This is a genomic window from Pseudomonas rhizosphaerae, assembly GCF_000761155.1.
In the GTDB taxonomy this organism is placed as follows: domain Bacteria; phylum Pseudomonadota; class Gammaproteobacteria; order Pseudomonadales; family Pseudomonadaceae; genus Aquipseudomonas; species Aquipseudomonas rhizosphaerae.
Map to the genome: position 1 here is coordinate 3,259,188 of NZ_CP009533.1, position 25,152 is coordinate 3,284,339.

The 25,152-nt window shown below is 63.3% G+C and carries 19 protein-coding genes and 1 pseudogene; 10 read left to right on the forward strand and 10 right to left on the reverse strand.

Features of this window, described 5'->3' with window-relative positions; all coding sequences use genetic code 11:
* Positions 1-31: 31 nt before the first annotated feature.
* The 3 genes from LT40_RS22160 to thiI all read right to left on the reverse strand — a co-directional run bounded on the left by LT40_RS22160 (position 32) and on the right by thiI (position 5,744).
* The gene (locus LT40_RS22160; RefSeq protein WP_052393437.1) at positions 32-2,029 is read right to left on the reverse strand and encodes a methyl-accepting chemotaxis protein; all 1,998 of its coding nucleotides are present in this window, start codon (positions 2,027-2,029) and stop codon (positions 32-34) included.
* A 311-nt stretch (positions 2,030-2,340) separates the two neighbouring features.
* The gene (typA, locus tag LT40_RS14435; protein ID WP_043191439.1) at positions 2,341-4,161 is read right to left on the reverse strand and encodes a translational GTPase TypA; all 1,821 of its coding nucleotides are present in this window, start codon (positions 4,159-4,161) and stop codon (positions 2,341-2,343) included.
* A 128-nt stretch (positions 4,162-4,289) separates the two neighbouring features.
* Positions 4,290-5,744, reverse strand: coding sequence for a tRNA uracil 4-sulfurtransferase ThiI (gene thiI, locus LT40_RS14440; protein WP_043191442.1), 1,455 nt, complete (start codon positions 5,742-5,744; stop codon positions 4,290-4,292).
* Positions 5,745-6,165: 421 nt separating this feature from the next.
* Here thiI and glnA point away from each other — a divergent pair, with 421 nt between their 5' ends.
* From glnA to ntrC, 5 genes are all read left to right on the forward strand, one after another.
* Positions 6,166-7,572, forward strand: a complete 1,407-nt coding sequence (gene glnA, locus LT40_RS14445; RefSeq protein ID WP_043191445.1) for a glutamate--ammonia ligase — start codon at positions 6,166-6,168, stop codon at positions 7,570-7,572.
* Between the two features lie 132 nt (positions 7,573-7,704).
* Complete coding sequence (locus LT40_RS14450) at positions 7,705-8,223, forward strand: DUF4124 domain-containing protein (protein ID WP_043191448.1); 519 nt, start codon at positions 7,705-7,707, stop codon at positions 8,221-8,223.
* Positions 8,220-8,819 carry a DUF4124 domain-containing protein gene (locus tag LT40_RS14455; RefSeq protein WP_043191451.1) on the forward strand — a complete coding sequence of 200 codons (600 nt, stop codon included), beginning with the start codon at positions 8,220-8,222 and terminating at the stop codon, positions 8,817-8,819. The genes LT40_RS14450 and LT40_RS14455 overlap by 4 nt, the downstream gene beginning before the upstream one ends.
* Before the next feature lie 280 nt (positions 8,820-9,099).
* Complete coding sequence (gene glnL, locus LT40_RS14460) at positions 9,100-10,185, forward strand: nitrogen regulation protein NR(II) (protein ID WP_043191452.1); 1,086 nt, start codon at positions 9,100-9,102, stop codon at positions 10,183-10,185.
* Positions 10,182-11,618: a nitrogen regulation protein NR(I) gene (gene ntrC, locus LT40_RS14465; protein WP_043191454.1), complete on the forward strand. Its 1,437-nt coding sequence runs from the start codon at positions 10,182-10,184 to the stop codon at positions 11,616-11,618. Before glnL ends, ntrC begins: the two co-directional genes overlap by 4 nt.
* 718 nt (positions 11,619-12,336) lie before the next feature.
* Here ntrC and LT40_RS14470 read toward each other — a convergent pair.
* Positions 12,337-12,777 carry a hypothetical protein gene (locus tag LT40_RS14470; RefSeq protein ID WP_043191456.1) on the reverse strand — a complete coding sequence of 147 codons (441 nt, stop codon included), beginning with the start codon at positions 12,775-12,777 and terminating at the stop codon, positions 12,337-12,339.
* Between LT40_RS14470 and trmL the strand changes: the two genes are divergently transcribed.
* Positions 12,776-13,231, forward strand: coding sequence for a tRNA (uridine(34)/cytosine(34)/5-carboxymethylaminomethyluridine(34)-2'-O)-methyltransferase TrmL (trmL, locus tag LT40_RS14475; RefSeq protein ID WP_043191458.1), 456 nt, complete (start codon positions 12,776-12,778; stop codon positions 13,229-13,231). The two genes, LT40_RS14470 and trmL, sit on opposite strands and share 2 nt — an antisense overlap.
* A gap of 179 nt (positions 13,232-13,410) precedes the next feature.
* Here trmL and secB read toward each other — a convergent pair whose 3' ends face one another.
* Genes secB through LT40_RS14490 form a run of 3 tightly spaced genes read right to left on the reverse strand, consistent with a single transcriptional unit; the run spans position 13,411 to position 14,608 of the window.
* Positions 13,411-13,893, reverse strand: coding sequence for a protein-export chaperone SecB (gene secB / locus LT40_RS14480; protein WP_043191461.1), 483 nt, complete (start codon positions 13,891-13,893; stop codon positions 13,411-13,413).
* A 45-nt stretch (positions 13,894-13,938) separates the two neighbouring features.
* Positions 13,939-14,193 (reverse strand): glutaredoxin 3, encoded by a 255-nt coding sequence (gene grxC, locus LT40_RS14485; RefSeq protein WP_043191464.1) that lies wholly within the window; start codon positions 14,191-14,193, stop codon positions 13,939-13,941.
* A 1-nt stretch (position 14,194) separates the two neighbouring features.
* Complete coding sequence (locus LT40_RS14490; RefSeq protein WP_043191466.1) at positions 14,195-14,608, reverse strand: rhodanese-like domain-containing protein; 414 nt, start codon at positions 14,606-14,608, stop codon at positions 14,195-14,197.
* A gap of 217 nt (positions 14,609-14,825) precedes the next feature.
* Here LT40_RS14490 and gpmI point away from each other — a divergent pair, with 217 nt between their 5' ends.
* From gpmI to LT40_RS14510, 4 genes are all read left to right on the forward strand, one after another.
* Entirely contained in the window at positions 14,826-16,361 is a 1,536-nt protein-coding gene (gene gpmI, locus LT40_RS14495) for a 2,3-bisphosphoglycerate-independent phosphoglycerate mutase (protein WP_043191469.1), read from the forward strand.
* A 3-nt stretch (positions 16,362-16,364) separates the two neighbouring features.
* Entirely contained in the window at positions 16,365-17,660 is a 1,296-nt protein-coding gene (locus LT40_RS14500) for a murein hydrolase activator EnvC family protein (RefSeq protein WP_043191470.1), read from the forward strand.
* A gap of 62 nt (positions 17,661-17,722) precedes the next feature.
* Positions 17,723-19,048: a S41 family peptidase gene (locus tag LT40_RS14505; RefSeq protein WP_043191471.1), complete on the forward strand. Its 1,326-nt coding sequence runs from the start codon at positions 17,723-17,725 to the stop codon at positions 19,046-19,048.
* 25 nt (positions 19,049-19,073) lie between these two features.
* A complete protein-coding gene (locus tag LT40_RS14510; protein ID WP_052393533.1) occupies positions 19,074-19,805 on the forward strand; it encodes a divergent polysaccharide deacetylase family protein in 732 nt (243 codons plus the stop codon).
* A gap of 17 nt (positions 19,806-19,822) precedes the next feature.
* Here the strand turns inward: LT40_RS14510 and LT40_RS14515 are convergent, their stop codons facing one another.
* The 3 genes and pseudogenes from LT40_RS14515 to LT40_RS14525 form a co-directional block, all read right to left on the reverse strand.
* On the reverse strand, positions 19,823-20,581 hold the full coding sequence (locus LT40_RS14515; protein ID WP_043191475.1) for a substrate-binding periplasmic protein: 759 nt from the start codon (positions 20,579-20,581) through the stop codon (positions 19,823-19,825).
* Between the two features lie 87 nt (positions 20,582-20,668).
* Positions 20,669-21,124 (reverse strand): chemotaxis protein CheW, encoded by a 456-nt coding sequence (locus tag LT40_RS14520; RefSeq protein WP_043191478.1) that lies wholly within the window; start codon positions 21,122-21,124, stop codon positions 20,669-20,671.
* Positions 21,117-25,130, reverse strand: a pseudogene (locus LT40_RS14525) (response regulator); the annotation flags it as partial. The pseudogene LT40_RS14525 and the gene LT40_RS14520, both read right to left, overlap by 8 nt.
* Between the last annotated feature and the right edge of the window lie 22 nt (positions 25,131-25,152).

Here is a 25,152-nt window from a genome sequence, read left to right on the forward strand (position 1 = left end):
CGGTGACCGCTCCCACAACTACCCGCCTGCCCTACCCCTGCCGACTCAACCCCGCCAGGCGCGTCGACAGTGCCTGCATGCCCTGGCTCAGTTCGCTGAGACTGGACGCGTCGCGGGCGCCGTCTTCGCTGGCCGCGTGAATGCGTACCGCCAGCTCGGTGATCTCCTGGGTGACATGGCTCTGTTCCTGGGCCGCCACGGCGATCTGCTGGGTGCGCTGGACGATGTCGTCGAAGCCCACCACCGTACTGCCCAGCGAGACGCTCAACACATCGGCCTGCTGCGCCACGGTGCGCGTGCGGTCCTCGCCCGCGACCATGGTATCGACCGCCTTGACCGAGGCCTGGCGCAGCTCGCCGATCATCTGTTGAATCTCGTCGGCCGAAGCCTGGGTACGCCCCGCCAGGGTGCGCACTTCGTCGGCCACCACCGCAAAACCTCTGCCCTGCTCGCCCGCACGCGCCGCTTCGATCGCGGCATTGAGCGCCAGCAGGTTGGTCTGCGCGGAAATCGACTTGATCACGTCGAGCACGCCACTGACGCTCTCGATGTCCTGGCCCAGGCTGGTGATGGCTTGCGCCACGCTGGCGATGTCACCGGTCAGGGAATTGATCGTCTGACTGTTCTGCTCCACATGCCCCTGGCTCTGCCGCGCCGTGGACAGCGACAGCTGCGCGGTGTCGGAACATTCCGTGGTGTTGGAGGCGACCTCTTGAGCACTGGACGACATCTCGGTGATCGCAGTGGCCAGCAAGGTGTTGTCCTGACGCTGGGTTTCGGCGCGCTCGGCCATGATCACCGATAGCCGCGCCACGTCATCGGACTGTTTCTGCAAACGCAGCGCCTCGTCGCCGATCGCCTTGAGCATGTTGCGCAGGTTGCCGGCGTAGCGGTTGACCGCGCCACGCAGCAGGCCGATCTCGTCGGCCCGGACCACGTCCAGTTCGGCGCTGGCGCCACCGCCCTGCTCGCCCAGCGTGTCGATCTGTGCCGTGGTTTCGTTGATCTGGCTGAACACCGCGCGCCCGGCCAGCCAGGCCAGGCCGAACACCAGCGCCAGGATCGGCAGCAAGGTGGTGAGGATATCGACGGTCAACTTGCTGGCGATGCCGGTCATGTGCGCCTGCGGCGTGGCCAGGCCCACTACCCAGCCACTGGCAGGCACCCGCGTGAGGCTGATGTAGCCTGCACCATCCAGCTGCGCGTCATGTTCCACATGAAAGGTCTGCGCCTCGCGCTGACCGCTGGTGCGCCAATCGGCGACGGCCTTGAACCAGGGATAGGCAGCGAGCAGTGCCGCTTCGTCGGCAGGCGCCGGCTGCTCGCCGATGGCCGGAAAGTACAGGACCTTGCCCGACGGATCGATGGCGAAGGCATAGCCGCCGGTAACCTGGCCGTTGGACTTGAGGAAGTTGGCCAGACCTGTGAGGGTCAGGTCGATGGTTGCCACGCCAGCGAAACGGCCATCACGGCTGTAGGGCACTGTGCAGGTGGTCATCAGAATCTTGCTGACCGGATCCTCGTAGGCATCCGACCAGGCGCAGCGACCCGGCGTGGAGGCCTTGCCCTGCACATACCAGTCGGCGGCGTGATAGTCATCCACGGCGCTGGCGTTGTATTCCTCGGAATAGCCCAGGCTCTGGCCGCTGCGCGCCCAGTAGAAGCTGCGCCGCGCCACGCCTGCGCTGAAGGCATCCGGCTCGGGCCACAGGCCACCGCCGGCAATCGCGGTATCGCCCTGGGAATCGATGATCGGCGCCAAGGTGCCTTTTACCAGCTCGACATCCGTCGGCAGCGTGCTACCCAGGCTCGCCAGCGCTGCGACACGACCTTCGATCTCGGCCAGCTCGACCGACAGTTGCCGCGCGATGGCCGTGGCCGACTGCTCGGCGCTCTTGGTGTTGGACTGGATCAGCTTGGGCTCGCCACTGAGCACCATGACCGCATAGATGGCCGCTGCCGTCACCAGCAGGATGAACACGATGCCCAGGCTGAAGCGGGACATGATCTTGGTAGGTAACAGGCTCACAGGGCCCCCTTCTGAGGGAATCGATATTGCCTGCACTATCGGCCTGGGGGTGGAAAACTGGAGGGCGAACGATAGAGGGCTTTACGGTGCCAAAGCCGGCCTCTTCGCGGGCAGAGACCCGCTCCCACAATGGCGGCGATCATCCGTGGGCGGCGAGCCCTCTGCCCGCGAAGGCCTCCCTGACACACCCAAGCCCCCTGTGGGAGCGGGTCTCTGCCCGCGAAGAGGCCAGACCTGCTAGCACCCACAGCCATAAAAAAACCCCCGAACGCTTTCGCGCCGGGGGCTTTTCGATCAACCGGAACTACGTATCAGTTCTTGGCTTTCTTGGCAGCGCGGGTACGCTCGCCTTCGTCCAGGATCTTCTTGCGCAGACGGATCGACTTCGGCGTGACTTCGCACAGCTCGTCGTCCTGGATGAATTCCAGGGCCTGTTCCAGGGTGAAGCGAACAGGCGGAACCAGAGCGATGGTCTCGTCTTTACCCGAGGCACGCATGTTGTCCAGCTTCTTGCCTTTGGTTGGGTTGACGCCCATGTCGGTGTCGCGGCTGTTGAGGCCGACGATCTGACCGTTGTAGATCTCCTGACCGTGCTCGACGAACAGCTTGCCGCGCGCCTGCAGGGTTTCCAGGGAGTAGGTCAGCGCCTTGCCGGTTTCGACCGAAACCAGTACGCCGTTCTGACGACCTGACATGTGGCCCGACTTCATCGGAGCGTAGCGATCGAAGATCGAGGTCAGGATGCCAGCACCGTTGGTCAGGGTCAGGAACTGGTTACGGAAACCGATCAGACCGCGAGCAGGGATGTTGTATTCCAGACGAACACGGCCCTTGCCATCCGGCACCATGTTGGTCAGGTCGCCTTTACGCAGACCCATTTCTTCCATGACCTTGCCCTGGGATTCTTCAGGGGTGTCGATGGTGACGTTCTCGAACGGTTCCTGCTTCTCGCCATCAACCTGGCGGATGATCACTTCCGGACGACCGACACCCATTTCGAAGCCTTCGCGACGCATGGTTTCGATCAGTACCGAGAGGTGCAGTTCACCACGGCCGGAGACCTTGAACTTGTCGGCCGAGTCGCCTTCTTCAACGCGCAGGGCCACATTGTAGAGCAGTTCCTTGTCCAGACGGTCCTTGATGTTACGGCTGGTGACGAACTTGCCTTCTTTACCGCAGAAAGGCGAGTCGTTGACCTGGAAGGTCATGGAAACGGTCGGCTCGTCGACTGTCAGCGGCTTCATCGCCTCGACGGTGTCCGGGTGGCACAGGGTGTCGGAGATGAACAGCGAGTCCATACCGCTGATGCAGACGATGTCGCCAGCAGCGGCTTCTTCGACGTCTACACGGTGCAGACCGTGGTGACCCATCAGCTTGAGGATACGGCCGTTGCGCTTCTTGCCATCGGCGCCGATGGCCACAACCGGGGTGTTCGGCTTGACCGAACCACGCGCGATACGGCCAACGCCGATGACGCCCAGGAAGCTGTTGTAGTCCAGAGCGGAGATCTGCATCTGGAATGGACCTTCACGGTCCACGGCTGGCGCTGGAACGTTGTCGACGATCGACTGGTACAGCGGGGTCATGTCTTCGGCCATGTCGGCGTGGTCCAGACCGGCGATGCCGTTCAGGGCCGAGGCGTAGACGACTTTGAAGTCCAGCTGTTCTTCGGTGGCACCCAGGTTGTCGAACAGATCGAAGATCTGGTCCAGAACCCAATCAGGACGCGCGCCAGGACGGTCGACCTTGTTGATGCAGACGATCGGACGCAGGCCGGCTTCGAACGCCTTCTTGGTCACGAAACGGGTTTGCGGCATAGGGCCGTCTTGAGCGTCGACCAGCAGCAGCACGGAGTCGACCATCGACATCACGCGCTCTACTTCACCACCGAAGTCGGCGTGGCCCGGGGTGTCCACGATGTTGATGTGGTAGCCGTTCCAGTTGATGGCGGTGTTCTTGGCCAGAATGGTAATGCCGCGCTCTTTTTCCTGGTCGTTGGAGTCCATCACGCGCTCGTCGTTGAGCTCGTTGCGCTCCAGAGTGCCGGACTGACGCAGGAGTTTGTCTACCAGGGTGGTCTTACCATGGTCAACGTGAGCAATGATGGCGATGTTGCGTAGATTTTCGATCACTTGTGTATCTCGATCAGAGGATTCGGTTGCCGCGCATTCTACGTGGCGAATATTAATCAACGATGTTGCAACCGACCCTGTGGTCGGGGGGGCGATGGCGGATGGATCCACCATTCAACCCCGGAACTCTATGTCGGACGATAAACGCGCACATTGGCATGTCCCTCACTCAACAGATGGTGAGCATGCAGTCGGCTCATGACGCCCCGGTCGCAATACAGCAAGTACTGACGGGTGAAGTCCAGTTCCTTGAAGCGGCTGTTCAGGGCATAAAAAGGCATTGCCTGGACCTCGATGCCGGCCAGTGACAACGGCTGGTCTTCCTGGGCATCGGGGTGGCGGATATCGATGACGACCTGTCCGGGCAGCACTTGGCCGACCTCTTCGACTTCGATATCCCGGCCCAGCTGGTCGATGACTTCATCGATGGACACCAGCTTGGCACGTTCCAGCGCTCGCTCAAGCACAGCCATGTCGAAGGACTTCTCTTCATGCACGACACGTGGCAGTTTTGCGCTGGTGGTCGGGTTGACCGAAATCACGCCGCAATATTCTGGCATGTGTTTGGCAAAATCGGCAGTCCCAATTTCAACGGCTTGATCGATGATGTCCTGTTTATGGCTGGCCAGCAGTGGCCGCAGCACCAATTTGTCGGTGGCGCTGTCGATCGCCGACAGGTTGGGCAGGGTCTGGCTGGACACCTGGGAGATGGCTTCGCCGGTGACCAGCGCAGGAATCTTCAACTGGTCGGCGAAATGCGTGGCCCCACGCAGCATCATGCGCTTGAGGATCACGCCCATGTGGCTGTTGTCGACCTTGCCGAGAATCTCGCCCAGCACTTCTTCGAACGGTACGCTGATGAACAGCACGCGCTGGGAGCTGCCGTACTTCTTCCACAGGAAGTGGGCGACTTCCATCACGCCCAGTTCGTGGGCGCGACCGCCCAGGTTGAAGAAGCAGAAATGCGTCATCAGGCCACGGCGCATGATCTGGTAGGCCGCAACGGTGGAGTCGAACCCGCCGGACATCAACACCAGGGTCTGTTCCAGGGCGCCCAACGGATAGCCGCCCATGCCATCGTGCTGGCCATGGATGACGAACAGGCGCTGGTCACGGATTTCCAGGCGCACCACGACGTCGGGCTTCTTCAGGTCGATGCCGGCGGCGCCACACTCGCGGCGCAACTGGCTGCCGACGGTGCGCTCCACGTCCATCGAGCTGAACGCGTGTTTGCCGGCACGCTTGGCACGCACCGAAAAGATCTTTCCAGGCAGCAGCGGGCCGAAGTGCGCCTTGCACTTGGCCACGATGTCATCCATGTCGCCCAGCGGGTATTCGTCCACTTGCAGGAAATGCGCGATACCTGGCGTGCAGCTCAGGCGCTCGTTCATCTCGCGCAACACCTTGGCGTCCGTCAGCTTGGTCTGGACTTCAAGGTTGTCCCACACGCCAGTGACCATCAGCTGCGGGTCCAGGTCACGGAGCACCATGCGAATGTTCTTGGCGAGCTGGCGGATGAAGCGCTTGCGCACCGGCGGGCTCTTGATGGTGATCTCTGGGAAGACTTTTACGATAAGTTTCATGAAAACAGCGCGCGAAATGCCAGCCTGAAAAGAGGGGCGCGGATTATAGCGGAAATTGCTCAAGGTTTGACCAGTTATCGTACGAACGGCCAAACGCACCATTCTGGACCACCCACAAACACCCCGCACCAAACCAGCGCACCCACATTCACCACAGCCCCCTGTTGCAGTGGTGCATGCAGCGTCCAGCCTTTATACGCACCGATGCCTGAAACAGAGCATGACGCGGCTTGCGCCGCTGCTACAGGGGAATGTGCTCGAACATAGGGATCGTGCACAGCGGCGTTGCGCCCATCACGGGGCACTGGCATGCAAATTGCTCCCTTGTGAGGCAGGTTGCCTTGGCCGACTATCGGGCCCGGCATCACTCATATTTGGGGGCCCCTTTCATAATTGGCCCTATTCCACCCCGGAGGACAACATGTCGAAGTCGGTTCAACTCATCAAAGATCATGACGTCAAGTGGATTGATCTGCGCTTTACTGATACCAAAGGCAAGCAGCAGCACGTGACCATGCCAGCGCGCGATGCTCTGGATGACGACTTCTTCGAAGTCGGCAAGATGTTCGACGGCTCCTCCATCGAAGGCTGGAAAGGCATCGAAGCCTCCGACATGATCCTGCTGCCCGACGACAGCACTGCCGTGCTCGACCCGTTCACCGAAGAGCCGACCCTGATCCTGGTCTGCGACATCATCGAACCGTCGACCATGCAAGGCTACGATCGCGACCCACGCGCCATCGCCCACCGTGCCGAGGAATACCTGAAGTCGACCGGTATCGGCGACACCGTGTTCGTCGGTCCGGAACCTGAATTCTTCATCTTCGACGAAGTGAAGTTCAAGTCGGACATCTCCGGCTCCATGTTCAAGATCTTCTCGGAACAGGCTTCCTGGATGACCGACCAGGATGTGGAAGGCGGCAACAAGGGCCACCGTCCGGGCGTCAAGGGCGGCTACTTCCCAGTGCCTCCGGTCGACCACGACCACGAAATCCGTACCGCCATGTGCAACGCACTGGAAGAGATGGGTCAGGTCGTCGAAGTTCACCACCACGAAGTGGCGACTGCCGGCCAGAACGAAATCGGCGTCAAGTTCAACACCCTGGTCGCCAAGGCCGACGAAGTGCAAACCCTGAAGTACGTCGTGCACAACGTTGCCGACGCCTACGGCCGCACCGCTACCTTCATGCCCAAGCCACTGTACGGTGACAACGGTTCGGGTATGCACGTGCACATGTCGATCTCCAAGGACGGCAAGAACACCTTCGCCGGCGAAGGCTATGCCGGCCTGTCCGACACCGCCCTGTACTTCATCGGCGGCATCATCAAGCACGGCAAGGCACTGAACGGCTTCACCAACCCGTCGACCAACTCCTACAAGCGTCTGGTCCCAGGTTTCGAAGCTCCAGTGATGCTGGCCTACTCGGCTCGCAACCGTTCCGCCTCGATCCGCATTCCTTACGTCAACAGCCCTAAAGGCCGTCGTATCGAAGCCCGTTTCCCGGATCCGGCAGCCAACCCGTACCTGGCTTTCGCAGCCCTGCTGATGGCTGGCCTGGACGGCATCCAGAACAAGATCCACCCTGGCGACGCTGCCGACAAGAACCTGTACGACCTGCCGCCTGAAGAGGCCAAGGAAATCCCACAGGTGTGCGGCAGCTTGAAGGAAGCCCTGGAAGAGCTGGACAAGGGCCGTGCGTTCCTGACAAAGGGCGGCGTGTTCAGCGACGACTTCATCGATGCCTTCATTCACCTGAAGAGCGAAGAAGAAATCAAGGTTCGTACCTTCGTACACCCACTGGAATACGACCTGTACTACAGCGTCTGATCCCTGTGATGTGACAGAAAGGCCACCCTCGGGTGGCCTTTTTTCGTTGGGCGGCTGCCGTGGCAACGATGCACCCGCGCCGCCATTTGCTCTATGCTGGCCCCCATGCAAGCGCCACTCAGAGAAGTCTCCATGCGCTCACCCCTAGCCTGCCTGTTGCTACTGCTGTGTTCGCTGCCTGCCGCGGCGCAGATCTACAAGTACACCGACGCCCAGGGCAACACCGCCTACAGCAATCAACCACCCGAGGGGCGTGCGAGCCAGACGGTCGAGCTACCGCCGCTCAACAGCGTCGAATCGCTGCGCAAGCCGGCGCCGGTGACCCTGCCGAGCACCGCCGTCCAGGTGCCGCAGACTCAGTACAGCCAGCTGGAACTGACCGGGCTGCCTAGCGATGAAGCGCTTCGCGCCAACAACGGTACCTTCGATGTCGGCGTAGCGATCGTGCCCCGCCTGCGCTCCGGAGACCGGCTGCGCCTGGTCCTCGACGGCCAGCCTTATGGCCAGCCGACCAACGTACCGCGCCTGCAACTGGTGAATGTCGATCGCGGCGAACATAGCCTGGCAGTGCAGGTCGTCGACAGCCAGGACGCGGTCGTCCAGGAAAGCGCCACCGTCACCTTCACGGTGCAGCGGGTTCATCTTCCATGAGGTATTGGGCGCTGCTCTGGCTGGCCTTGAGCACCGCGTCGGCCCAGGCTGCGGTGTACACCTACGTCGACGCCAACGGCAACCGGGTGTTCACCGACCAGCCCGGCCAGGGCGCCAAGCGCGTGCCGATGCCGGAGCGCTCCAGCTCCGCCGCACCGGCCACGGTTGCGCCGCCACGCACCAGCAAGGTGCCTGTGCCGAACAAGGCGCCTGCGATGCGCTATCAGATGCTGCGTATTCTGGGGCCACTGCCGGACACCGCCGTGCGCGAAGAAGACGGCTCACTGATCGTGACCCTCACCAGCGAACCGGCGTTGCAGCCCAATCATCGCTACCGCCTGTTGCTGGACGGCGAAGTTGCCCAGGCACCCGGGCGCAGTCCGGTGTTCGCGTTGAGCAATGTCGACCGGGGCACCCATAGCCTGGCCGCCGAGATCATCGATCAGGACGACCATGTGATCGAGCGTACGCCCGCACAGCCCGTGCATCTGCAGCGTATATCGCTGATCCAGAAACGGCGCGTTCACCCTTGTCGTAATGCCGACTACGGTGTGCGCCCCGAATGTCCGCTCAAGGACAAGCCGGAAGACGACTGAGCAGCTCTCGGTCGCTAAATATCCGGTAACACATGCGCACCCATATGGTGCGCTATCATGCTCATCGTGAGGCGTGCGGTTCCATTTTGGTTCGAAATGGCTGCGCGCGGTGCTTCGCGGCATACCGGTCGAGCACCTGTGGCACGCATTTGTACGATCGGCGCTTCTTTTCGGAGCCTTGGTTTGGTTCTTGCATTTTCCTTGCACCAGCGAGTTTGTTTCGCGCGCGAACCCGGGCATTGCCACGGGCGCCCTGTGCCAAAAGAGGTCACCCGTCCCCATGACCATCAGCGATGCCCTGCACCGACTGTTACTCGACAACCTCACCACTGCCACCATTCTGCTCAACGCCGACCTGCGCCTTGAGTACATGAACCCCGCAGCCGAGATGTTGCTGGCGATCAGTGGCCAACGCAGCCATGGTCAGTTCATCAGCGAATTGTTCACCGAATCCACCGAAGCGCTGAATTCCCTGCGCCAGGCCGTCGAACAGGCTCACCCCTTCACCAAGCGCGAAGCGATGCTGACCGCACTGGCCGGCCAGACGCTGACGGTCGACTATGCCGTGACGCCGATCCTCAGCAACGGCGCGACCTGGCTGCTGCTGGAGGTGCATCCACGCGATCGCCTGCTACGCATCACCAAGGAAGAGGCGCAGTTGTCCAAGCAGGAAACCACCAAAATGCTGGTGCGCGGCCTGGCACACGAAATCAAGAATCCCCTGGGTGGCATCCGCGGCGCGGCCCAGCTGCTGGCTCGCGAGCTGCCCGAAGAAAGCCTCAAGGACTACACCAACGTCATCATCGAGGAAGCCGACCGCCTGCGTAACCTGGTCGACCGCATGCTCGGCTCGAACAAGCTGCCCTCGCTGGCGATGACCAACATCCATGAGGTGCTGGAGCGTGTGGCCAACCTGGTCGAGGCCGAAAGCCAGGGCTGCATCACCCTGGTGCGCGACTACGATCCGAGCATTCCCGATGTCTTGATCGACCGCGAACAGATGATCCAGGCCGTGCTCAACATCGTACGCAACGCCATGCAGGCCATCAGCGGCCAGAACGAGCTGCGCCTGGGCCGCATCAGCCTGCGCACCCGCGCCATGCGCCAGTTCACCATCGGCCACGTGCGCCACCGCCTGGTCAGCAAGATCGAGATCACCGACAACGGGCCGGGCATTCCTGCCCAATTGCAGGAAACCATCTTCTACCCCATGGTCAGTGGCCGTCCCGACGGCACCGGCCTGGGGCTGGCCATTACCCAGAACATCATCAGTCAGCACCAAGGCTTGATCGAATGTGAAAGCCACCCCGGCCACACCACGTTTTCGATCTTCCTGCCGCTGGAACAAGGAGCCGCTTCGTCATGAGCCGTAGTGAAACTGTCTGGATCGTCGATGACGACCGTTCCATCCGCTGGGTCCTGGAAAAGGCCCTGCAGCAAGAAGGCATGACCACCCAGAGCTTCGACAGCGCCGATGGCGTCATGAGCCGGCTGGCACGCCAGCAGCCCGACGTGATCATCTCCGACATCCGCATGCCCGGCGCCAGTGGCCTGGACCTGCTGGCGCGCATTCGCGAGCAGCATCCGCGCCTGCCGGTGATCATCATGACCGCCCATTCGGACCTGGACAGCGCGGTGGCCAGCTACCAGGGCGGCGCCTTTGAGTACCTGCCCAAGCCGTTCGACGTCGACGAGGCGGTGTCGCTGGTCAAGCGCGCCAACCAGCATGCCCAGGAACAGCAGGGCCTGACCGAAGTCCCGGCGCTGACCCGCACGCCCGAGATCATCGGCGAAGCGCCGGCCATGCAGGAAGTCTTCCGCGCCATCGGCCGACTCAGCCACTCCAACATCACCGTGCTGATCAACGGCGAGTCGGGCACCGGCAAGGAACTGGTCGCCCACGCCCTGCACCGGCACAGCCCAAGGGCCGCATCGCCGTTCATTGCGTTGAACATGGCGGCGATCCCCAAGGACCTGATGGAATCGGAGCTGTTCGGCCATGAAAAGGGCGCCTTCACCGGCGCGGCCAACCTGCGCCGTGGCCGCTTCGAACAGGCCGACGGCGGTACGCTGTTTCTCGACGAGATCGGCGACATGCCGGCCGATACCCAGACGCGTCTGCTGCGCGTGCTGGCCGATGGCGAGTTCTATCGCGTTGGTGGGCACATTCCGGTCAAGGTCGACGTGCGTATCATCGCCGCCACCCACCAGAACCTGGAAACCCTGGTGCACGCCGGCAAGTTTCGCGAAGACTTGTTCCATCGCCTCAACGTGATCCGCATCCACATCCCGCGCCTGTCGGACCGTCGCGAAGACATCCCGACCCTGGCCCGCCATTTCCTCAGCCGCGCTGCCCAGGAACTGGCAGTCGAGCCCAAGCTGCTCAAGAGCGAGACCGAGGAATACCTGAAGAACTTGCCGTGGCCCGGCAACGTGCGCCAGCTGGAGAATACCTGCCGCTGGATTACGGTAATGGCGTCCGGGCGCGAAGTGCACACTGGCGACCTGCCGCCCGAGCTGCTCAGCCTGCCGCAGGACGCGGCGCCGGTGACCAACTGGGAGCAGGCGTTGCGCCAGTGGGCCGATCAGGCCCTGGCACGCGGCCAGTCGAGCCTGCTCGACAGCGCCGTGCCCAGCTTCGAGCGGATCATGATCGAGACAGCCCTGAAGCACACCGCCGGACGCCGTCGCGACGCCGCCGTGCTGCTGGGTTGGGGTCGCAACACCCTGACCCGCAAGATCAAGGAACTGGGCATGAAGGTCGATGGCGCCGACGAGGACGAAGTCGAAGAAGCCTGACGCCCCGCACATACCCCCCAGGGTACGCGATCCCTGTAGCAGCGGCGCAAGCCGCGTCCGGCCTCACTGTGGTGGGTCTGGTGCACCGCACGTACCGCCGACGCGGCTCGCGCCGCTGCTACAGGGGTACGTCAGATGCCCCGCACACACCCCCACAGGCGTACGTGATCTCTGTAGCAGCGGCGCAAGCCGCGTCCGGCCTCACCGCGGGGGGTCTGGTACACCGCACATACCGCCGACGCGGCTCGCGCCGCTGCTACAGGGGGCTTGAAGAAACTCTCTGCTTTTGTGCATTCGCCTTGTGCAGTGCACCCACAGGATGCGCTGTTAAACATCGCTTATCGCCTGGATAAAACCTCGTTCGCTTCATCAGGCCAAGAAACTGTGATCCGATCTAAATAATTTTTCCTTACAGTTCAGTTAGATAGATAGGACTGCCGAACGTTTTGGGCTTTCAGAAAGCTTCTGCAACAAAACTGGCACGCCACCTGCAATGTACTAACCATTACCCAGTTTCGGGAACCTTGGTACAGGCAGGCCGGGGATTCCCTCTTTACACCGCGACTCCAGCCAAGGCTGGAACACCGCACAACTGTTTTGGGGACCTTGGTACAGGCAGGCCGGGACTCCCCTTCTTTACACCGAAACACCTGGCCGCAAGCCAAGTGTTCCACCCCGCTTGGGGGGCTCCGGTACAGGCAGGCCGGGGTCCCCTCTTTTATTGCTCGCGCAGCTCGATGGTGGTTTGCCAGCGCCCTTCGAGCTGTACCCCGCGCCATTGCATCTGCAAAGGGCGCGCCGCCACCGCCGTCAGCAACAACCCCTCATCACTGCGCTGAATGCGCCAGCTCACCGGCTTGCCGCCCACCAGCAAACGCCCGCTGGCCGGCGCGCCGGTCGCATCGAACAGCATTGCCACCGTGCCCTCTACTACTTCGCTGTGCACTCGGGGCTCGTCGTTAAACCACAACACCAACCCGTCGCGGTGTACTTCGATGTTGTCCAGCCGTGCAGGATCGGGATTGGCCAGGCGGCCGATCATCAATCCAATCAGCAGGCCCACGATCGCCAGCGAGCCCAAAACCCGTGGCCACAGTTGCGAACGCTCGCCCGGATCAGGAGTAGAATGCTGCCCGTCCTTCAGTTCGGTGCCGCGCATGTTTCACGTGATCCTTTTTCAACCAGAGATTCCGCCCAATACGGGCAACATTATCAGGCTGTGTGCCAACAGCGGTTGTGCCTTGCACCTGATAGAGCCGATCGGCTTCGAGCTGGACGACAAGCGCTTGCGTCGGGCAGGTCTCGATTACCACGAATACGCCACCTTGCAGCGCCATGTCGACCTGGCTAGCTGCCTGGAAAGCCTGGGGCAGCCACGGGTGTTCGCGTTCACCACCAAGGGTTCGCGACCCTTCCATGATGCCAGCTTCGCGAAGGGCGATGCGTTCCTGTTCGGCCCGGAAAGCCGTGGGCTGCCGGCCGAGGTGCTGGATGCGCTGGACAGCCAGCACAAGCTGCGCCTGCCGATGCGCGAAGGGTGCCGCAGTTTGAATCTGTCCAATACCGTGGCGGTCGCGGTTTATGAAGCCTGGCGACAGCTGGGGTTTGAGTAGGGCTTGAGGGCCTCTTCGCGGGCAGAGCCCGCTCCCACAGGGTAATGCTGCAACCTTTAGAGGTGGGCTTGACCTGTGGGAGCGGGGCGGGCGGCGAGCTCTATGCCCGCTAAAGGGCCTGCCCGCTCCCACAAAAAAAGCGCCCCGAAGGGCGCTTTTTGCTCACGGCACGGCAATGCTTACTGCGGCGTAGGCGCTTCGCCCGATTCCTGCATGCGTTGCAGTTCCTGCGCGTAAAGCATGTCGAAGTTCACCGGGGCGAGCATCAGCGCCGGGAACGAACCGCGGGTCACCAGGCTGTCCAGGGTCTCGCGGGCGTAAGGGAACAGGATGTTGGGGCAGAATGCGCCGAGCGTGTGGCTCATCGAGCCTTCGTCCAGGCCCTTGATCAGAAAGATACCGGCCTGTTGCACTTCAGCGATGAACGCGACTTCTTCACCATTCTTGACCGTAACCGACAGGGTCAGCACGACTTCGTGGAAGTCACCTTCCAGGCCTTTCTGGCGGGTATTCAGGTCCAGGGAAACGCTGGGTTCCCACTGCTGACGGAAGATCGCCGGGCTTTTCGGGGCCTCGAACGACAGGTCACGCACGTAGATGCGCTGCAGCGAGAACTGCGGTTCGTTTTCGGCGGCAGCGCCATTGTTCGCTTGGTCGGTCATCGCAGATCCTTGTGATCTTCAGAGGTGTGGGGGTAAGGAGGCCGGTCAGGCCTTCAGCAACGCGTCCAGCTTGCCGGCGCGCTCGAGGGCGAACAGATCGTCGCAGCCGCCGACGTGCAGGTCGCCGATCCAGATCTGGGGCACCGATGTACGGCCGGCCTTGGCGGCCATCTCGCGACGCAGCTCGGACTTGCCGTCGACCTTGATCTCGGTGAACTGCACCTTCTTGCTTTCCAGCAGGTACTTGGCCCGCGAGCAATACGGGCAGTAGTCACTGGAGTACACGACGATCGATTTCATGTCACTTCACCACGGGCAGGTTGTCGGCACGCCAGCTCGATACGCCGCCGGCCAGCTTGGCGGCGGTGTGGCCGGCCTTGACCAGTTCGGCACAGGCAGTACCGGCGTGCTGGCCGATGGCGTCGACCACGATCAGGGTCTTGCCCTTGTATTTTTCCAGCTCGCCGATACGGGTCGCCAGCTTGTCCTGGGGAATGCTCAATGCGCCCACGATGTGGCCGGCGGCATAGTCCTTCTTGTTGCGGATATCCACGACGACGCCCTGCTCGCTGTTGACCAGAGCGGTCAGCTCACGGGGGCTGAGGCTTTTGGCACCCTTGCTCATTTCCAGCATGATCAACATGACCAGCAGGACCACGAACGCGGTCACGAGCAGATAGTGATTTGTGGCGAATTCAATCAGGTGAGCAACCATCAGCGGGTTCCAGGGCGTTAAAATGTCGGCCAGTATACACAGCCGCCAAGTCCGGCCAAAGCCCGCCGGACGGAACCGCTCGGCATCATTGCGGGTCTGTGATGGTTGTTCTTGCGCTTGTGGTGAAATAAACCGCCATGATTCGTCACGCAGGCCCGCAATGCCCTAAAATGCCGGGCTTCTCCTGAATGCTCTTCTGACATAGCGAGTGGGATCCATGACAGCCACGCCCAAACCCTTGGTCCTGATCATCCTCGATGGTTTCGGTCACAGTGAAAACCACGAGTACAACGCGGTCTATTCGGCTCGCAAGCCGGTGCTCGATGCACTCATGGCACGCCAGCCCAACGGCTTGATCTCGGGGTCGGGCATGGATGTCGGCCTGCCCGACGGGCAGATGGGCAACTCGGAAGTCGGCCACATGAACCTGGGCGCCGGGCGTGTGGTTTACCAGGATTTCACCCGCGTGACCAAGGCCATCCGCGATGGCGAGTTCTTCACCAACCCGACCATTTGCGCGGCGGTCGACAAGGCCGTGGCGGCGGGCAAGGCGGTGCACTTCATGGGCCTGCTGTCCGACGGTGGCGTGCATAGCCACCAGGACCACCTGGTGGCCATGGCCGAACTGGCCGCCGGTCGCGGCGCGCAGAAGCTCTACCTGCACGCCTTCCTCGATGGCCGCGACACACCGCCCAAGAGCGCGCAGGCGTCGCTTGAGCTGATGGACGCGACCTTCGCCCGCCTCGGCCACGGCCGCACTGCCAGCCTGATCGGGCGTTACTTCGCCATGGATCGCGACAACCGCTGGGATCGCGTCAGCGCGGCGTACAACCTGATCGTCGATGGCGCATCGGAATTTCATGCCGCCACTGCCGTGCAGGGTCTGCAGGCCGCCTACGAGCGCGGCGAGAGCGACGAATTCGTCAAGGCCACTACGGTAGGCGAGCCTGTTCGCGTGGAAGACGGCGACGCCGTGATCTTCATGAATTTCCGCGCCGACCGCGCGCGCGAACTCAGCCGCGTGTTCGTCGAAGACGACTTCAGCGATTTCCCACGCAACCGCCAGCCCAAGCTGGCCGGCTACGTGGGCCTGACCCAATACTCGGCGAAAATCCCGGCACCGGCGGCATTCGCCGCTACCGGCCTGAACAACGTGCTGGGCGAGTACCTGGCGAAGAACGGCAAGACCCAACTGCGCATCGCCGAAACCGAAAAGTACGCCCACGTGACGTTCTTCTTCTCTGGCGGACGTGAAGAAGAATTCCCCGGTGAAGAACGCATCCTGGTGCCGTCGCCCAAAGTCGCGACCTACGACCTGCAACCGGAAATGAGCGCCCCGGAAGTGACCGACCGCATCGTCGAAGCCATCGAGCAGCAGCGCTACGACGTCATCGTGGTCAACTACGCCAACGGCGACATGGTCGGCCACAGCGGCATCATGGCTGCGGCGATCCAGGCGGTGGAATGCTTGGACACCTGTGTGGGCCGTATCACCGCCGCACTCGACAAAGTCGGTGGCGAAGCGTTGATCACCGCCGACCACGGCAACTGCGAGCAGATGGAAGATGTCTGCACCGGCCAGGCGCACACCGCGCACACCACCGAACCGGTGCCGTTCATCTACGTCGGTCAGCGTGACGTCAAGGTACGCCCAGGCGGGGTGTTGGCCGACGTGGCGCCGACCATGCTCTGGCTGATGGGCCTGCCCAAGCCCGAAGAAATGACCGGCACTTCGATCCTGGTACAAGGCTGACCCATGCTCCGCACCCTGATGTTCCTGACCCTGACCTGCCTGCTCGGCCCGGCCTTCGCCGACGAGCGCGCGCAAACCCAGCAGCAGATCGACGCCACCCGCAAAGACATCGCCGAGCTGCAGAAAACCCTTGGCAAGGTGCAGGCAGAAAGATCCGGGGTGCAGAAAGAGCTGCGCACGACCGAAACCGAGATGGGCAAGCTGGAAAAGCAGGTGGAGGCCCTGCAAAAAGAACTAAAAAAGACTGAGGGCGAACTGGAGCGTCTGCATGGCGAAAAAGCCAAGCTCCAGGCCGCCCGGGTCGAACAGCAACGCCTCATTGCCATCCAGGCCCGTGCGGCCTATCAGAGCGGGCGCCAGGAATACCTGAAACTGCTGCTCAACCAGCAGAATCCGGAGAAGTTCGCCCGCACCCTGACCTATTACGACTACCTGAGCCAAGCCCGTCTGGAACAGTTGAAGAATTTCAACCAGACCCTGCAGAAACTGGCCGGCGTGGAAAAGGACATCAACCTGCAGCAGGCTCAACTGCTGGTGCAGCAAGGCAATCTGGACAGCCAGCGCGAAGACCTCGACAAGGTGCGCAAGGAGCGTCAGGTCGCACTGGCCAAGCTCAACGACCAGTACAAGCAGGGCGACCAGAAGCTCCAGGCTCGCCAGCAGGACCAGGAAGACCTGGCCAAGGTGCTCAAGACCATCGAGGAAACCCTGGCGCGTCAGGCGCGTGAAGCCGAGGAAGCCCGGCAGAAGGCCCTGTTGGCGGCCCAAGAGGCTGAACAACGGCGCCAGCGTGAAGCGGCCGCCGCGGCCGCGACGCGAGAAGCGCCGGCACCGGCGCCTCAGACCCCTCGCGCACCGACCGGCCCATTGGTGTCCAGCAGTGGCGAGAGCTTCGGCGGCGCATTTGCCTCGGCGCGGGGAAAACTTCCATGGCCTGTCGATGGTCGACTGTTGGCACGCTTCGGGGAAACCCGCGGCGACGATGTGCGCACCAAATGGGACGGTGTCATGATCAGCGCCCCGGCCGGCAGCCAGGTGCATGCGGTGCATGGGGGCCGCGTGGTGTTCGCCGACTGGTTGCGCGGCGCCGGGCTTCTGGTCATTCTCGACCATGGCAATGGCTACCTCACCCTGTACGGTCACAACCAGACCCTGCTCAAATCGGCCGGCGACGTGGTCAAGGCCGGTGATGCCATCGCCACCGTAGGTACCAGCGGCGGGCAGAGCACGCCAGCGCTGTATTTTGCAATACGCCAGCAAGGCAAACCCACCGACCCCTCACAGTGGTGTCGGGGGTGATTGGCGCAGTCGTTCAAAAGCAGCCCTTCAAGGCGCGAACCCGTATCAGGAGTCTGTTAGACATGCCGCATCTGTCCCGCCTTACCTCGCTGGCCCTGACGATCGCCATGGCCGCCGCCGCGCCTGCAGTGGTCGCCGCCGATCTGGCCCCCCAGCCTGTCCGGGCAGGCGGTGCGGCGCCGGCCGCCGCGCCGTTGCCACTCGACGAGCTGCGTACCTTCGCCGAGGTGATGGACCGCATCAAGGCGGCCTATGTCGAGCCTGTGGATGACAAGACCCTGCTGGAGAACGCCATCAAGGGCATGCTCAGCAACCTCGACCCGCACTCGGCCTACCTGGGCCCTGAAGACTTCCAGGAGTTGCAGGAAAGCACCAGCGGCGAGTTCGGCGGCCTGGGCATTGAGGTGGGCAGCGACAATGGCATGATCAAGGTGGTCTCGCCCATCGACGACACGCCCGCCTCCAAGGCCGGCATCGAAGCGGGCGACCTGATCGTCAAGATCAACAACCAGCCCACCCAGGGCCTGAGCATGACTGAAGCCGTCGACCTGATGCGCGGCAAGCTCGGCGAGAAGATCACCCTGACCCTGGTGCGCGACGGCGGCACGCCCTTCGACGTGACCCTGGCCCGCGCCACCATCCAGGTCAAGAGCGTCAAGGCCCAGTTGCTGGAAAACGGCTATGGCTACCTGCGCATCACCCAGTTCCAGGTCAAGACTGGCGAAGAAGTCGGCAAGGCCCTGGCGAAACTGCGCAAAGACAACAACGGCAAGCTCAAGGGGCTGATCCTCGACCTGCGCAACAACCCCGGCGGTGTGCTGCAAAGCGCCGTGGAAGTGGCCGACCACTTCCTGACCAAGGGCCTGATCGTCTACACCAAGGGCCGCATCGCCAACTCGGAACTGCGCTTCTCCGCCGACCCGGCCGATGCCAGCGAGCGCGTGCCTCTGGTCGTTTTGATCAACGGCGGCAGCGCCTCGGCTGCAGAAATCGTCGCCGGTGCGCTGCAGGACCAGAAGCGCGGCATCCTCATGGGTACCGACAGCTTCGGCAAGGGCTCGGTACAGACCGTGCTGCCGCTCAACAACGATCGTGCCCTGAAGATCACCACGGCGCTGTATTACACGCCCAACGGCCGTTCGATCCAGGCCCAGGGCATCATTCCAGATGTCGAGGTGCGTCAGGGCAAGTTGACCCGCGATGCCGATACCGAAAGCTTCAAGGAAGCCGACCTGCAGGGCCATCTGGGCAACGGCAACGGCGGCGCCGACCGACCTTCGGGCAAGGCCGTGATCGGCGCCCGCAAGGCCCGGCCACAGGACGACGACTTCCAGATCAGCCAGGCACTCAGCCTGCTCAAGGGCCTGAGCGTGACGCGCGGCAACTGACATGGGCCGCGTCCTGTTGCTCGCCATGCTGCTGTTGACTGCCGGACCCGTCCTCGCCGGGCCGGCATACCTGACCCTGATCATCGACGACCTGGGCCAGTCGCCCGCGCGAGACAGCCGCACCCTCGCCCTGCCCGGCCCTGTCACCCTGGCGATCATGCCCGACACCCCGCATGCCGCGGATTTTGCCCGTCAGGCGCACAAGGCCGGCAAGACCGTGATGGTGCACATGCCGATGGACCCAGCGACTGGCCCGTTCGCCTGGCGTCCCGATATGCCCGCCAGTGGATTGCTCGGCCGCCTGCAGGCCGCTTTGCGGGCCGTGCCGTATGCCGCCGGCCTGAACAATCACGAGGGCAGCCGCATGACCTCGCAGCCTGAAGCCATGGCCCTGTTGATGAACGAGCTGCAGCAGCACGGCATGTTCTTCGTCGACAGCCGCACCAGCGCCGCCACCGTGGCCGCCGCCAAGGCTCAGAGCATTGGCCTGGCCAGCTTGTCGCGAGATGTTTTCCTGGATGACACGCGCACCGTCGAGGCCATCGCCGGCCAGCTTGAAAAGGCCATTGCCCTGGCGCACAAGCAGGGCACCGTGGTGATCATCGGCCACCCCTATCCACAGACCCTGGAAGTGCTGGAGCGCGAGCTACCGCGCTTGAAGGCCAGGGGAGTCGAATGGATACCGGTCCGGCAGATGATCGGCGAGCGCGGCAACCGCGCCACCGCCGCCCACGGCAAGGGTGGCATCTACCACTGACTGGTATCTGCCGGGTGTCATAGATAATCGGCGAACACCCGATCGACCACGCCTTCGCGGCGCATGTCGTCGAGCGCCCGTTGCAGGCGGTCCACTACCTCCTGCGGCGTCTCCTTGTTCAGCGCCAGGTACAATTCGGCACTGTTGAAGCGCAGCACCGTCTTGAGCCCGGTAACCCCTTCCAGGCGTGCCAGGTAGCGACCGGCCGGGTCGCCCGTGGCCCACAGGTCGATCTGCCCGCCCAGCAATTTGCCCGCGTTGTCCTGGTCGCGCAGGGCGACGATCGGGCGCATGTCGCGCTCGGCCAGGCTCTGCGCAATGGCGTCGCCTTTATAGGCGCCGATCCGGTAGGGCCGAGCCTGATCGAGGGTTTCCAGCGTGATCGGGCTGTCTGCGCGGGCCAGCATGATCCAGTCGTCCGGACCCAGCGGGCCGACCCATTTGAAGGCCTTCTCGCGTTCGGGCAGGCGTGCAGTGACGAATACGCCATAGCCCGGATTGCTCAGGGCCAGCTTGTAGATGCGGTCCCAGGGAAAGCGCAGGGTCATGCTGTAGGGAATGCCGGCACGTCGGTACATTTCCCGCACCAGCTCGGTAGCGATGCCGCGAATATTGTCTTCCTGGGCGAAGTTCTTGTCGTTGCTGGCCATGTTGTAGGGCGGAAAGTTCTCGGTCAGCAACACCATCGAGTATCCCGCCGGGATCTCGGCGCGCACGGCACTGCCGCCGAACAGAGCAGCACAGAAGACGAAGGCGAGAAAAGCGCGGTCGAGCATTACGAGGTCCCAGCAGCAATGACAATGGCCAGAGTGCCGGGCGCACCGAGCGCTGTAAAGCTCTGCAACGATTACGCGACAACCTGTCTACGACGCGTTGTGTAGCAGGTTTTGCAGGGCGGTCAGGTCAGGCACTCGGGCCACGGTTTCGCCGACCTGCACCGCTGCCAGCTCCAGCGGCTTGAGCGGTACGTCGACGTAGCTCAATTGACTGTCGACTCGGCACGAGCGCGGCACGTGCTGGATCAATACGGCCATGAAGCGCGTCGAGGTTTCGCCCAAGGCGTTGAGCACGACGATGCGGGCCCGCTCGCCGATCACGGCCTCGCCACCGCTGGCGGCTTCGAAGCTGACCAGCGGCAGGCGCAGGTTGCGCCACTCGATCATGCCCAGGTGCCAGCGCGCGGCCCCCAGCACCGGCTCGCCGGGCACATAGTCGATCAGCTCGGCGACCGCCACGTTGGGCAGCAACAGGCTGCGGTCGGCAAGGGGCAGCAGCAGTGCGGTGAGGCTGTCGCGGCGGCCGATCGCGCGGTCAAGCATGGGTTGCTCCCCAGCGTTCGATGCATTCCAGCAAATGGCTCTCCTGATAGGGCTTGCCCAGGTATTCGTTGACGCCGATGGCCATCGCTCGCTCGCGATGCTTCTGCCCGGTGCGCGAGGTGATCATGATGATGGGCAGAGCCTTGAGCGTGGGGTGCTGGCGGATACGCCGGGCCACCTCGAAACCGTCCATGCGCGGCATCTCGATGTCCAGCAACAGAATGTCGGGGCTGTACTCCTGCAACAGCGCCATGGCATCGACCCCGTCCTTAGCGGTCAGGACCTGCATGCCGTGGCGCTCCAGCAAGCGACTGGTGACCTTGCGCACCGTCACCGAGTCGTCGACCACCAGTACCTGCAAGCGTCGTACCTGCGCACCGTGCTGGTAACCGGTGCGCGCCACCGCCACGCCTTGCCGCGCACGCAACTGGGCCAGCAGATCAAGAATCAGCACCACACTGCCATCGCCAAGGATGGTCGCACCGCCCAGCCCCGGCACGGCCGCGAACTGGGCGCCCAGGCTCTTCACCACGATTTCGCGGGAGCCGGCCAGGGCATCCACCTGCACCGCCACCTGCTGATCGAACGCACGCACCAACAGCACCGGCAAAGGTTGGCTTTGCGCCGTCAACGAGGGTACGGCGCGGCCATGCAGCAAGGTACCCAGGTAGCGCAGGTCGTAGACCCGTCCGGCATAGCCATAGCGCGGCGGTGCCGATTGGTAGGCGTCGTGCAACTCGCCGGGCATGACCCGCACGATCCCCTCGATGCTGTTCAGGGGTATCGCATACTGTTCTTCGCCACACTGCACCATCAGAGCACGGTTGACCGACACGGTGAACGGCAGGCGAATCTGGAAGCGCGCGCCCTGCCCCGGCCGCGAGTCGATACTCATGGCACCACCCAGCTGCTTGACCTCTTCGTGAACCACGTCCATGCCCAGGCCACGGCCGGAAATCTGCGTGACCTTGGTGGCCGTGGAAAAGCCGGGCTGGAGGATGAACTGCATCACGTCGTGATCGCTGAGTTCACTGTGCGGATCCAGCAAGCCGCGCTTGATGGCCTTGGCGCGCACGGCAGCCAGGGGCACGCCGGCGCCGTCGTCACTCATCTCGATGACGATGTCGCCGCCCTGATGCAGCAAGGCCAGGCGAATGTGCCCCACGGCGGGTTTGCCGGCAGCCAGGCGCATCTCCACCGGTTCCAGACCATGGTCGACGGCGTTACGCAGCATGTGTTCGAGCGGGGCGATCATGCGCTCGAGCACACTGCGGTCCATCTCGCCCTGAGCCTCGCTGACTTCGAACTCGACCTCCTTGCCCAGCTCCTCGGCCACCTGCCGCACCACCCGCTGCAAACGCGGCAGCAGTCGCTCGAACGGCACCATGCGAGTGCGCATCAAGCCTTCCTGGAGCTGACTGTCGACCCGTGCCTGCTGCTGCAGCAAGGTTTGCGCCTCCAGGTTGCGCCCAGCCAGGGTTTCCTTGAGGTCGAGCAGGTCCGAAGCCGATTCGAACAAGGCCCGCGAGAGCTGCTGCAGTTGCGAATGGCGGTCCATTTCCAGCGGATCGAAGTCTTCGTAACCCTGGCCATCCACATGCTGACGGCTGAGGATACGGCTTTGGGTTTCGGTATCGAGGCGGCGCAACTGGTCGCGCATGCGTTCGATGGTGGTTTCCATTTCCTGCAACGCCGCCTGGGCATCGTTGACCTGCTGTTCGATGCGCCCGCGAAAGATGGAGGTCTCGCCAGCCAGGTTGCCCAGTTCGTCGAGCAGCTCGGCCCCGACCTTGATCACGTCGACCGGGCCACGCTCCGTGGCCACCGGCTCGGCGGCCACGGGCTTGGGCAGGGTGGCAGGCACGCCAGGCTCGCTGCCAGCGGCAAACTCGGCGATTGCGGCAATCAGCTTCCCGGCCGCCGGCAAGGGTTGCCGGGCGCGTACGGCGTCGAGCATCTGGGCCAGGCGGTCGTGCCCCTTGTGCAACAAGCCGAACAGTTGCGGCGAGGCCTGCAACTGGCCTTGGGAGACACGTTCGTAGACCGCTTCCAGCTCATGGGCCAGATCGCCCAGCGGACCGATCTCCACCATGCGTGCACCGCCCTTGAGCGTATGCAGGTCGCGCAGCAGGTTTTCCGCTTCGAGATGGTTAGCGGGCTCGGTCTGCCAGCGCAACAAGGCCGCACCGGCGCTCTCGACGATGTCCACGCCTTCCTCGACGAAAATGTTCAGCAGCTCACCGTCGGCGTCGTCCGCGTGCGCGCTTTCCGAACGCGGCTCGCTCAGCCAGCGTCGCTGGGTCTGCTCGATGGACTCTTCAAGCCGCGACGCCTCGTCGTCCCCGGTCGCGACAGCGTCGCCGAACCGGGCGAGATCGACCATCGCGCCGCCGTCGCGCTGCACGACACCCATGGCCTGCGGGTCCAGAGACCCCTGCAGCAACGTCCGCAGGGCGCGCACGTGAGTGGGCTGCGGCTTGACCTCCTGGCCTGCGGCCAACTGGTCGAGCATGCCGATCATGGCTTCCTGAGCCTGCTCGGCTTGCTGGAAAAAGCCAGGACTGACGCTCAGGCTGCTTTCTTCGACCGCGCCGTAAAGATCGAGTAGCGCCTCGCACAACTCGTCGAGCGCTTGCACGTCGGTCAATTGCGCCTGTTCGCCCAACAGCGTCAACTGGTCGAGCAACCTCGGCAACGCCTGGCGGCTGGCCGGCTGTTGCTGCCAGCGCTGCAGCAGCCGCTCGGCATCGAGAAGGATGTCCATGCCCTCGTCCAGCAACCGCTCGATCAGTTGCGGCGCCTGGACCCGCCGGGTATCGCCTTGCGCCTGGACACCCTGCAAGCGCTCGGCGGCGCAGTCCTGCACGCGCTGGATCAACGCTGCGGCACCTGGAATGGGCGCCAGCGGCTGTGCCGGCAACTGCAGCAGCTTCTGCCGCATCAGGTAGTGGGCATCGCCCAGCAGGCCCAATTCCCGAGCCTGGAACGGCAGCCGGTGAGCGCGCAGTTCGCGGGCCATGACGTCGAATGCAGTGGCCAGCTCGGCCAACGGCGTCACCCCGGCCACCAGCGCACTGCCCTTGAGGGTATGCAAGGCGCGCTGCAACTCGTCGCTGACGGCCACGTCGTTGCCCTGTTCGTCCAGCGCCAGAAAGCGCTCGACCGCACTCAGATGGCTCAGCGCCTCGCTGTGGAAAATCTCCAGCAGCTGGGTATCCAGGGGTTCGGGCTCCGGGCTGCTTGCAGCAGGTGACTGGTCAGCAACCAGCGGCACAGGTAAGTCGAGTTGCGGCGCAGTCAGCGCCAGGGCCGCCTCGGCCACTTCCAGCAACGCTTCATGGGCAAGCTGCGGTGCCTCGCTGGTGCGCTGCAGGTAGTGCTCGACCGCCGTCAGAGCGGCCGTTATTCGTTCCAGGGGGGCTCGCGTCGAGGGCGTCGAGCCGGTCGGCAAGCTGGCCTCGACGACGTGGTTGCAGGCTTGCAGCACGGCAGCAGCACGAGGCAAGGTCAGCATGACCAGGGCGCCGCGCAACTGCGTGAGCAATGGGGCAAGCGTTTGCAGGCGTTGCGGATCCCACTGTGCGTCACTGGAATCGGCCAGCACGTCCTTGGCCTCTTGCAGGCCGAAACGGATTTCACGCATCACCACCTGGCGAATCTGCGTCAGGTCGGTACTGGAGGCCTGCGGCTCGTCGCGGCCGGACGCATCGCTGGGCCCGGCCATGCCGGCCAGGGTGGCTTCGACATAGAGCAGCGCTCCGGCGACGTCCAGCAGCACGGCGTCGTTGGGCTCGCGCGTGCCCTGCACCAGGCCCTGGATCACCGCCAATTGGTCGATGATGACCTTGCGTGGCTGGCCAAAGCCCAGCACCGCCAGGGCGTCGGCAATCTGCCGCAACGGCGCCATCAGCGCGTTCAATTCCTGGGTGTACTCGCGCCCACCGCGCACGAACAGGTCCAACTGCTCCTTGACCTTGAGCAACTCCTCGCACAAGGCCGGGAGTACGTATTCGTGCCGTTCAGCCATG

Excerpts from the sequence above, each read along its gene's own strand:
- thiI (WP_043191442.1), bottom strand. The coding sequence starts at position 5,744 with ATGAAACTTATCGTAAAAGTCTTCCCAGAGATCACCATCAAGAGCCCG.
- glnA (WP_043191445.1), top strand. The coding sequence starts at position 6,166 with ATGTCGAAGTCGGTTCAACTCATCAAAGATCATGACGTCAAGTGGATT.
- LT40_RS14450 (WP_043191448.1), top strand. The coding sequence starts at position 7,705 with ATGCGCTCACCCCTAGCCTGCCTGTTGCTACTGCTGTGTTCGCTGCCT.
- LT40_RS14455 (WP_043191451.1), top strand. The coding sequence starts at position 8,220 with ATGAGGTATTGGGCGCTGCTCTGGCTGGCCTTGAGCACCGCGTCGGCC.
- glnL (WP_043191452.1), top strand. The coding sequence starts at position 9,100 with ATGACCATCAGCGATGCCCTGCACCGACTGTTACTCGACAACCTCACC.
- ntrC (WP_043191454.1), top strand. The coding sequence starts at position 10,182 with ATGAGCCGTAGTGAAACTGTCTGGATCGTCGATGACGACCGTTCCATC.
- trmL (WP_043191458.1), top strand. The coding sequence starts at position 12,776 with ATGTTTCACGTGATCCTTTTTCAACCAGAGATTCCGCCCAATACGGGC.
- LT40_RS14470 (WP_043191456.1), bottom strand. The coding sequence starts at position 12,777 with ATGCGCGGCACCGAACTGAAGGACGGGCAGCATTCTACTCCTGATCCG.
- secB (WP_043191461.1), bottom strand. The coding sequence starts at position 13,893 with ATGACCGACCAAGCGAACAATGGCGCTGCCGCCGAAAACGAACCGCAG.
- grxC (WP_043191464.1), bottom strand. The coding sequence starts at position 14,193 with ATGAAATCGATCGTCGTGTACTCCAGTGACTACTGCCCGTATTGCTCG.
- LT40_RS14490 (WP_043191466.1), bottom strand. The coding sequence starts at position 14,608 with ATGGTTGCTCACCTGATTGAATTCGCCACAAATCACTATCTGCTCGTG.
- gpmI (WP_043191469.1), top strand. The coding sequence starts at position 14,826 with ATGACAGCCACGCCCAAACCCTTGGTCCTGATCATCCTCGATGGTTTC.
- LT40_RS14500 (WP_043191470.1), top strand. The coding sequence starts at position 16,365 with ATGCTCCGCACCCTGATGTTCCTGACCCTGACCTGCCTGCTCGGCCCG.
- LT40_RS14505 (WP_043191471.1), top strand. The coding sequence starts at position 17,723 with ATGCCGCATCTGTCCCGCCTTACCTCGCTGGCCCTGACGATCGCCATG.
- LT40_RS14510 (WP_052393533.1), top strand. The coding sequence starts at position 19,074 with ATGCTGCTGTTGACTGCCGGACCCGTCCTCGCCGGGCCGGCATACCTG.
- LT40_RS14515 (WP_043191475.1), bottom strand. The coding sequence starts at position 20,581 with ATGCTCGACCGCGCTTTTCTCGCCTTCGTCTTCTGTGCTGCTCTGTTC.
- LT40_RS14520 (WP_043191478.1), bottom strand. The coding sequence starts at position 21,124 with ATGCTTGACCGCGCGATCGGCCGCCGCGACAGCCTCACCGCACTGCTG.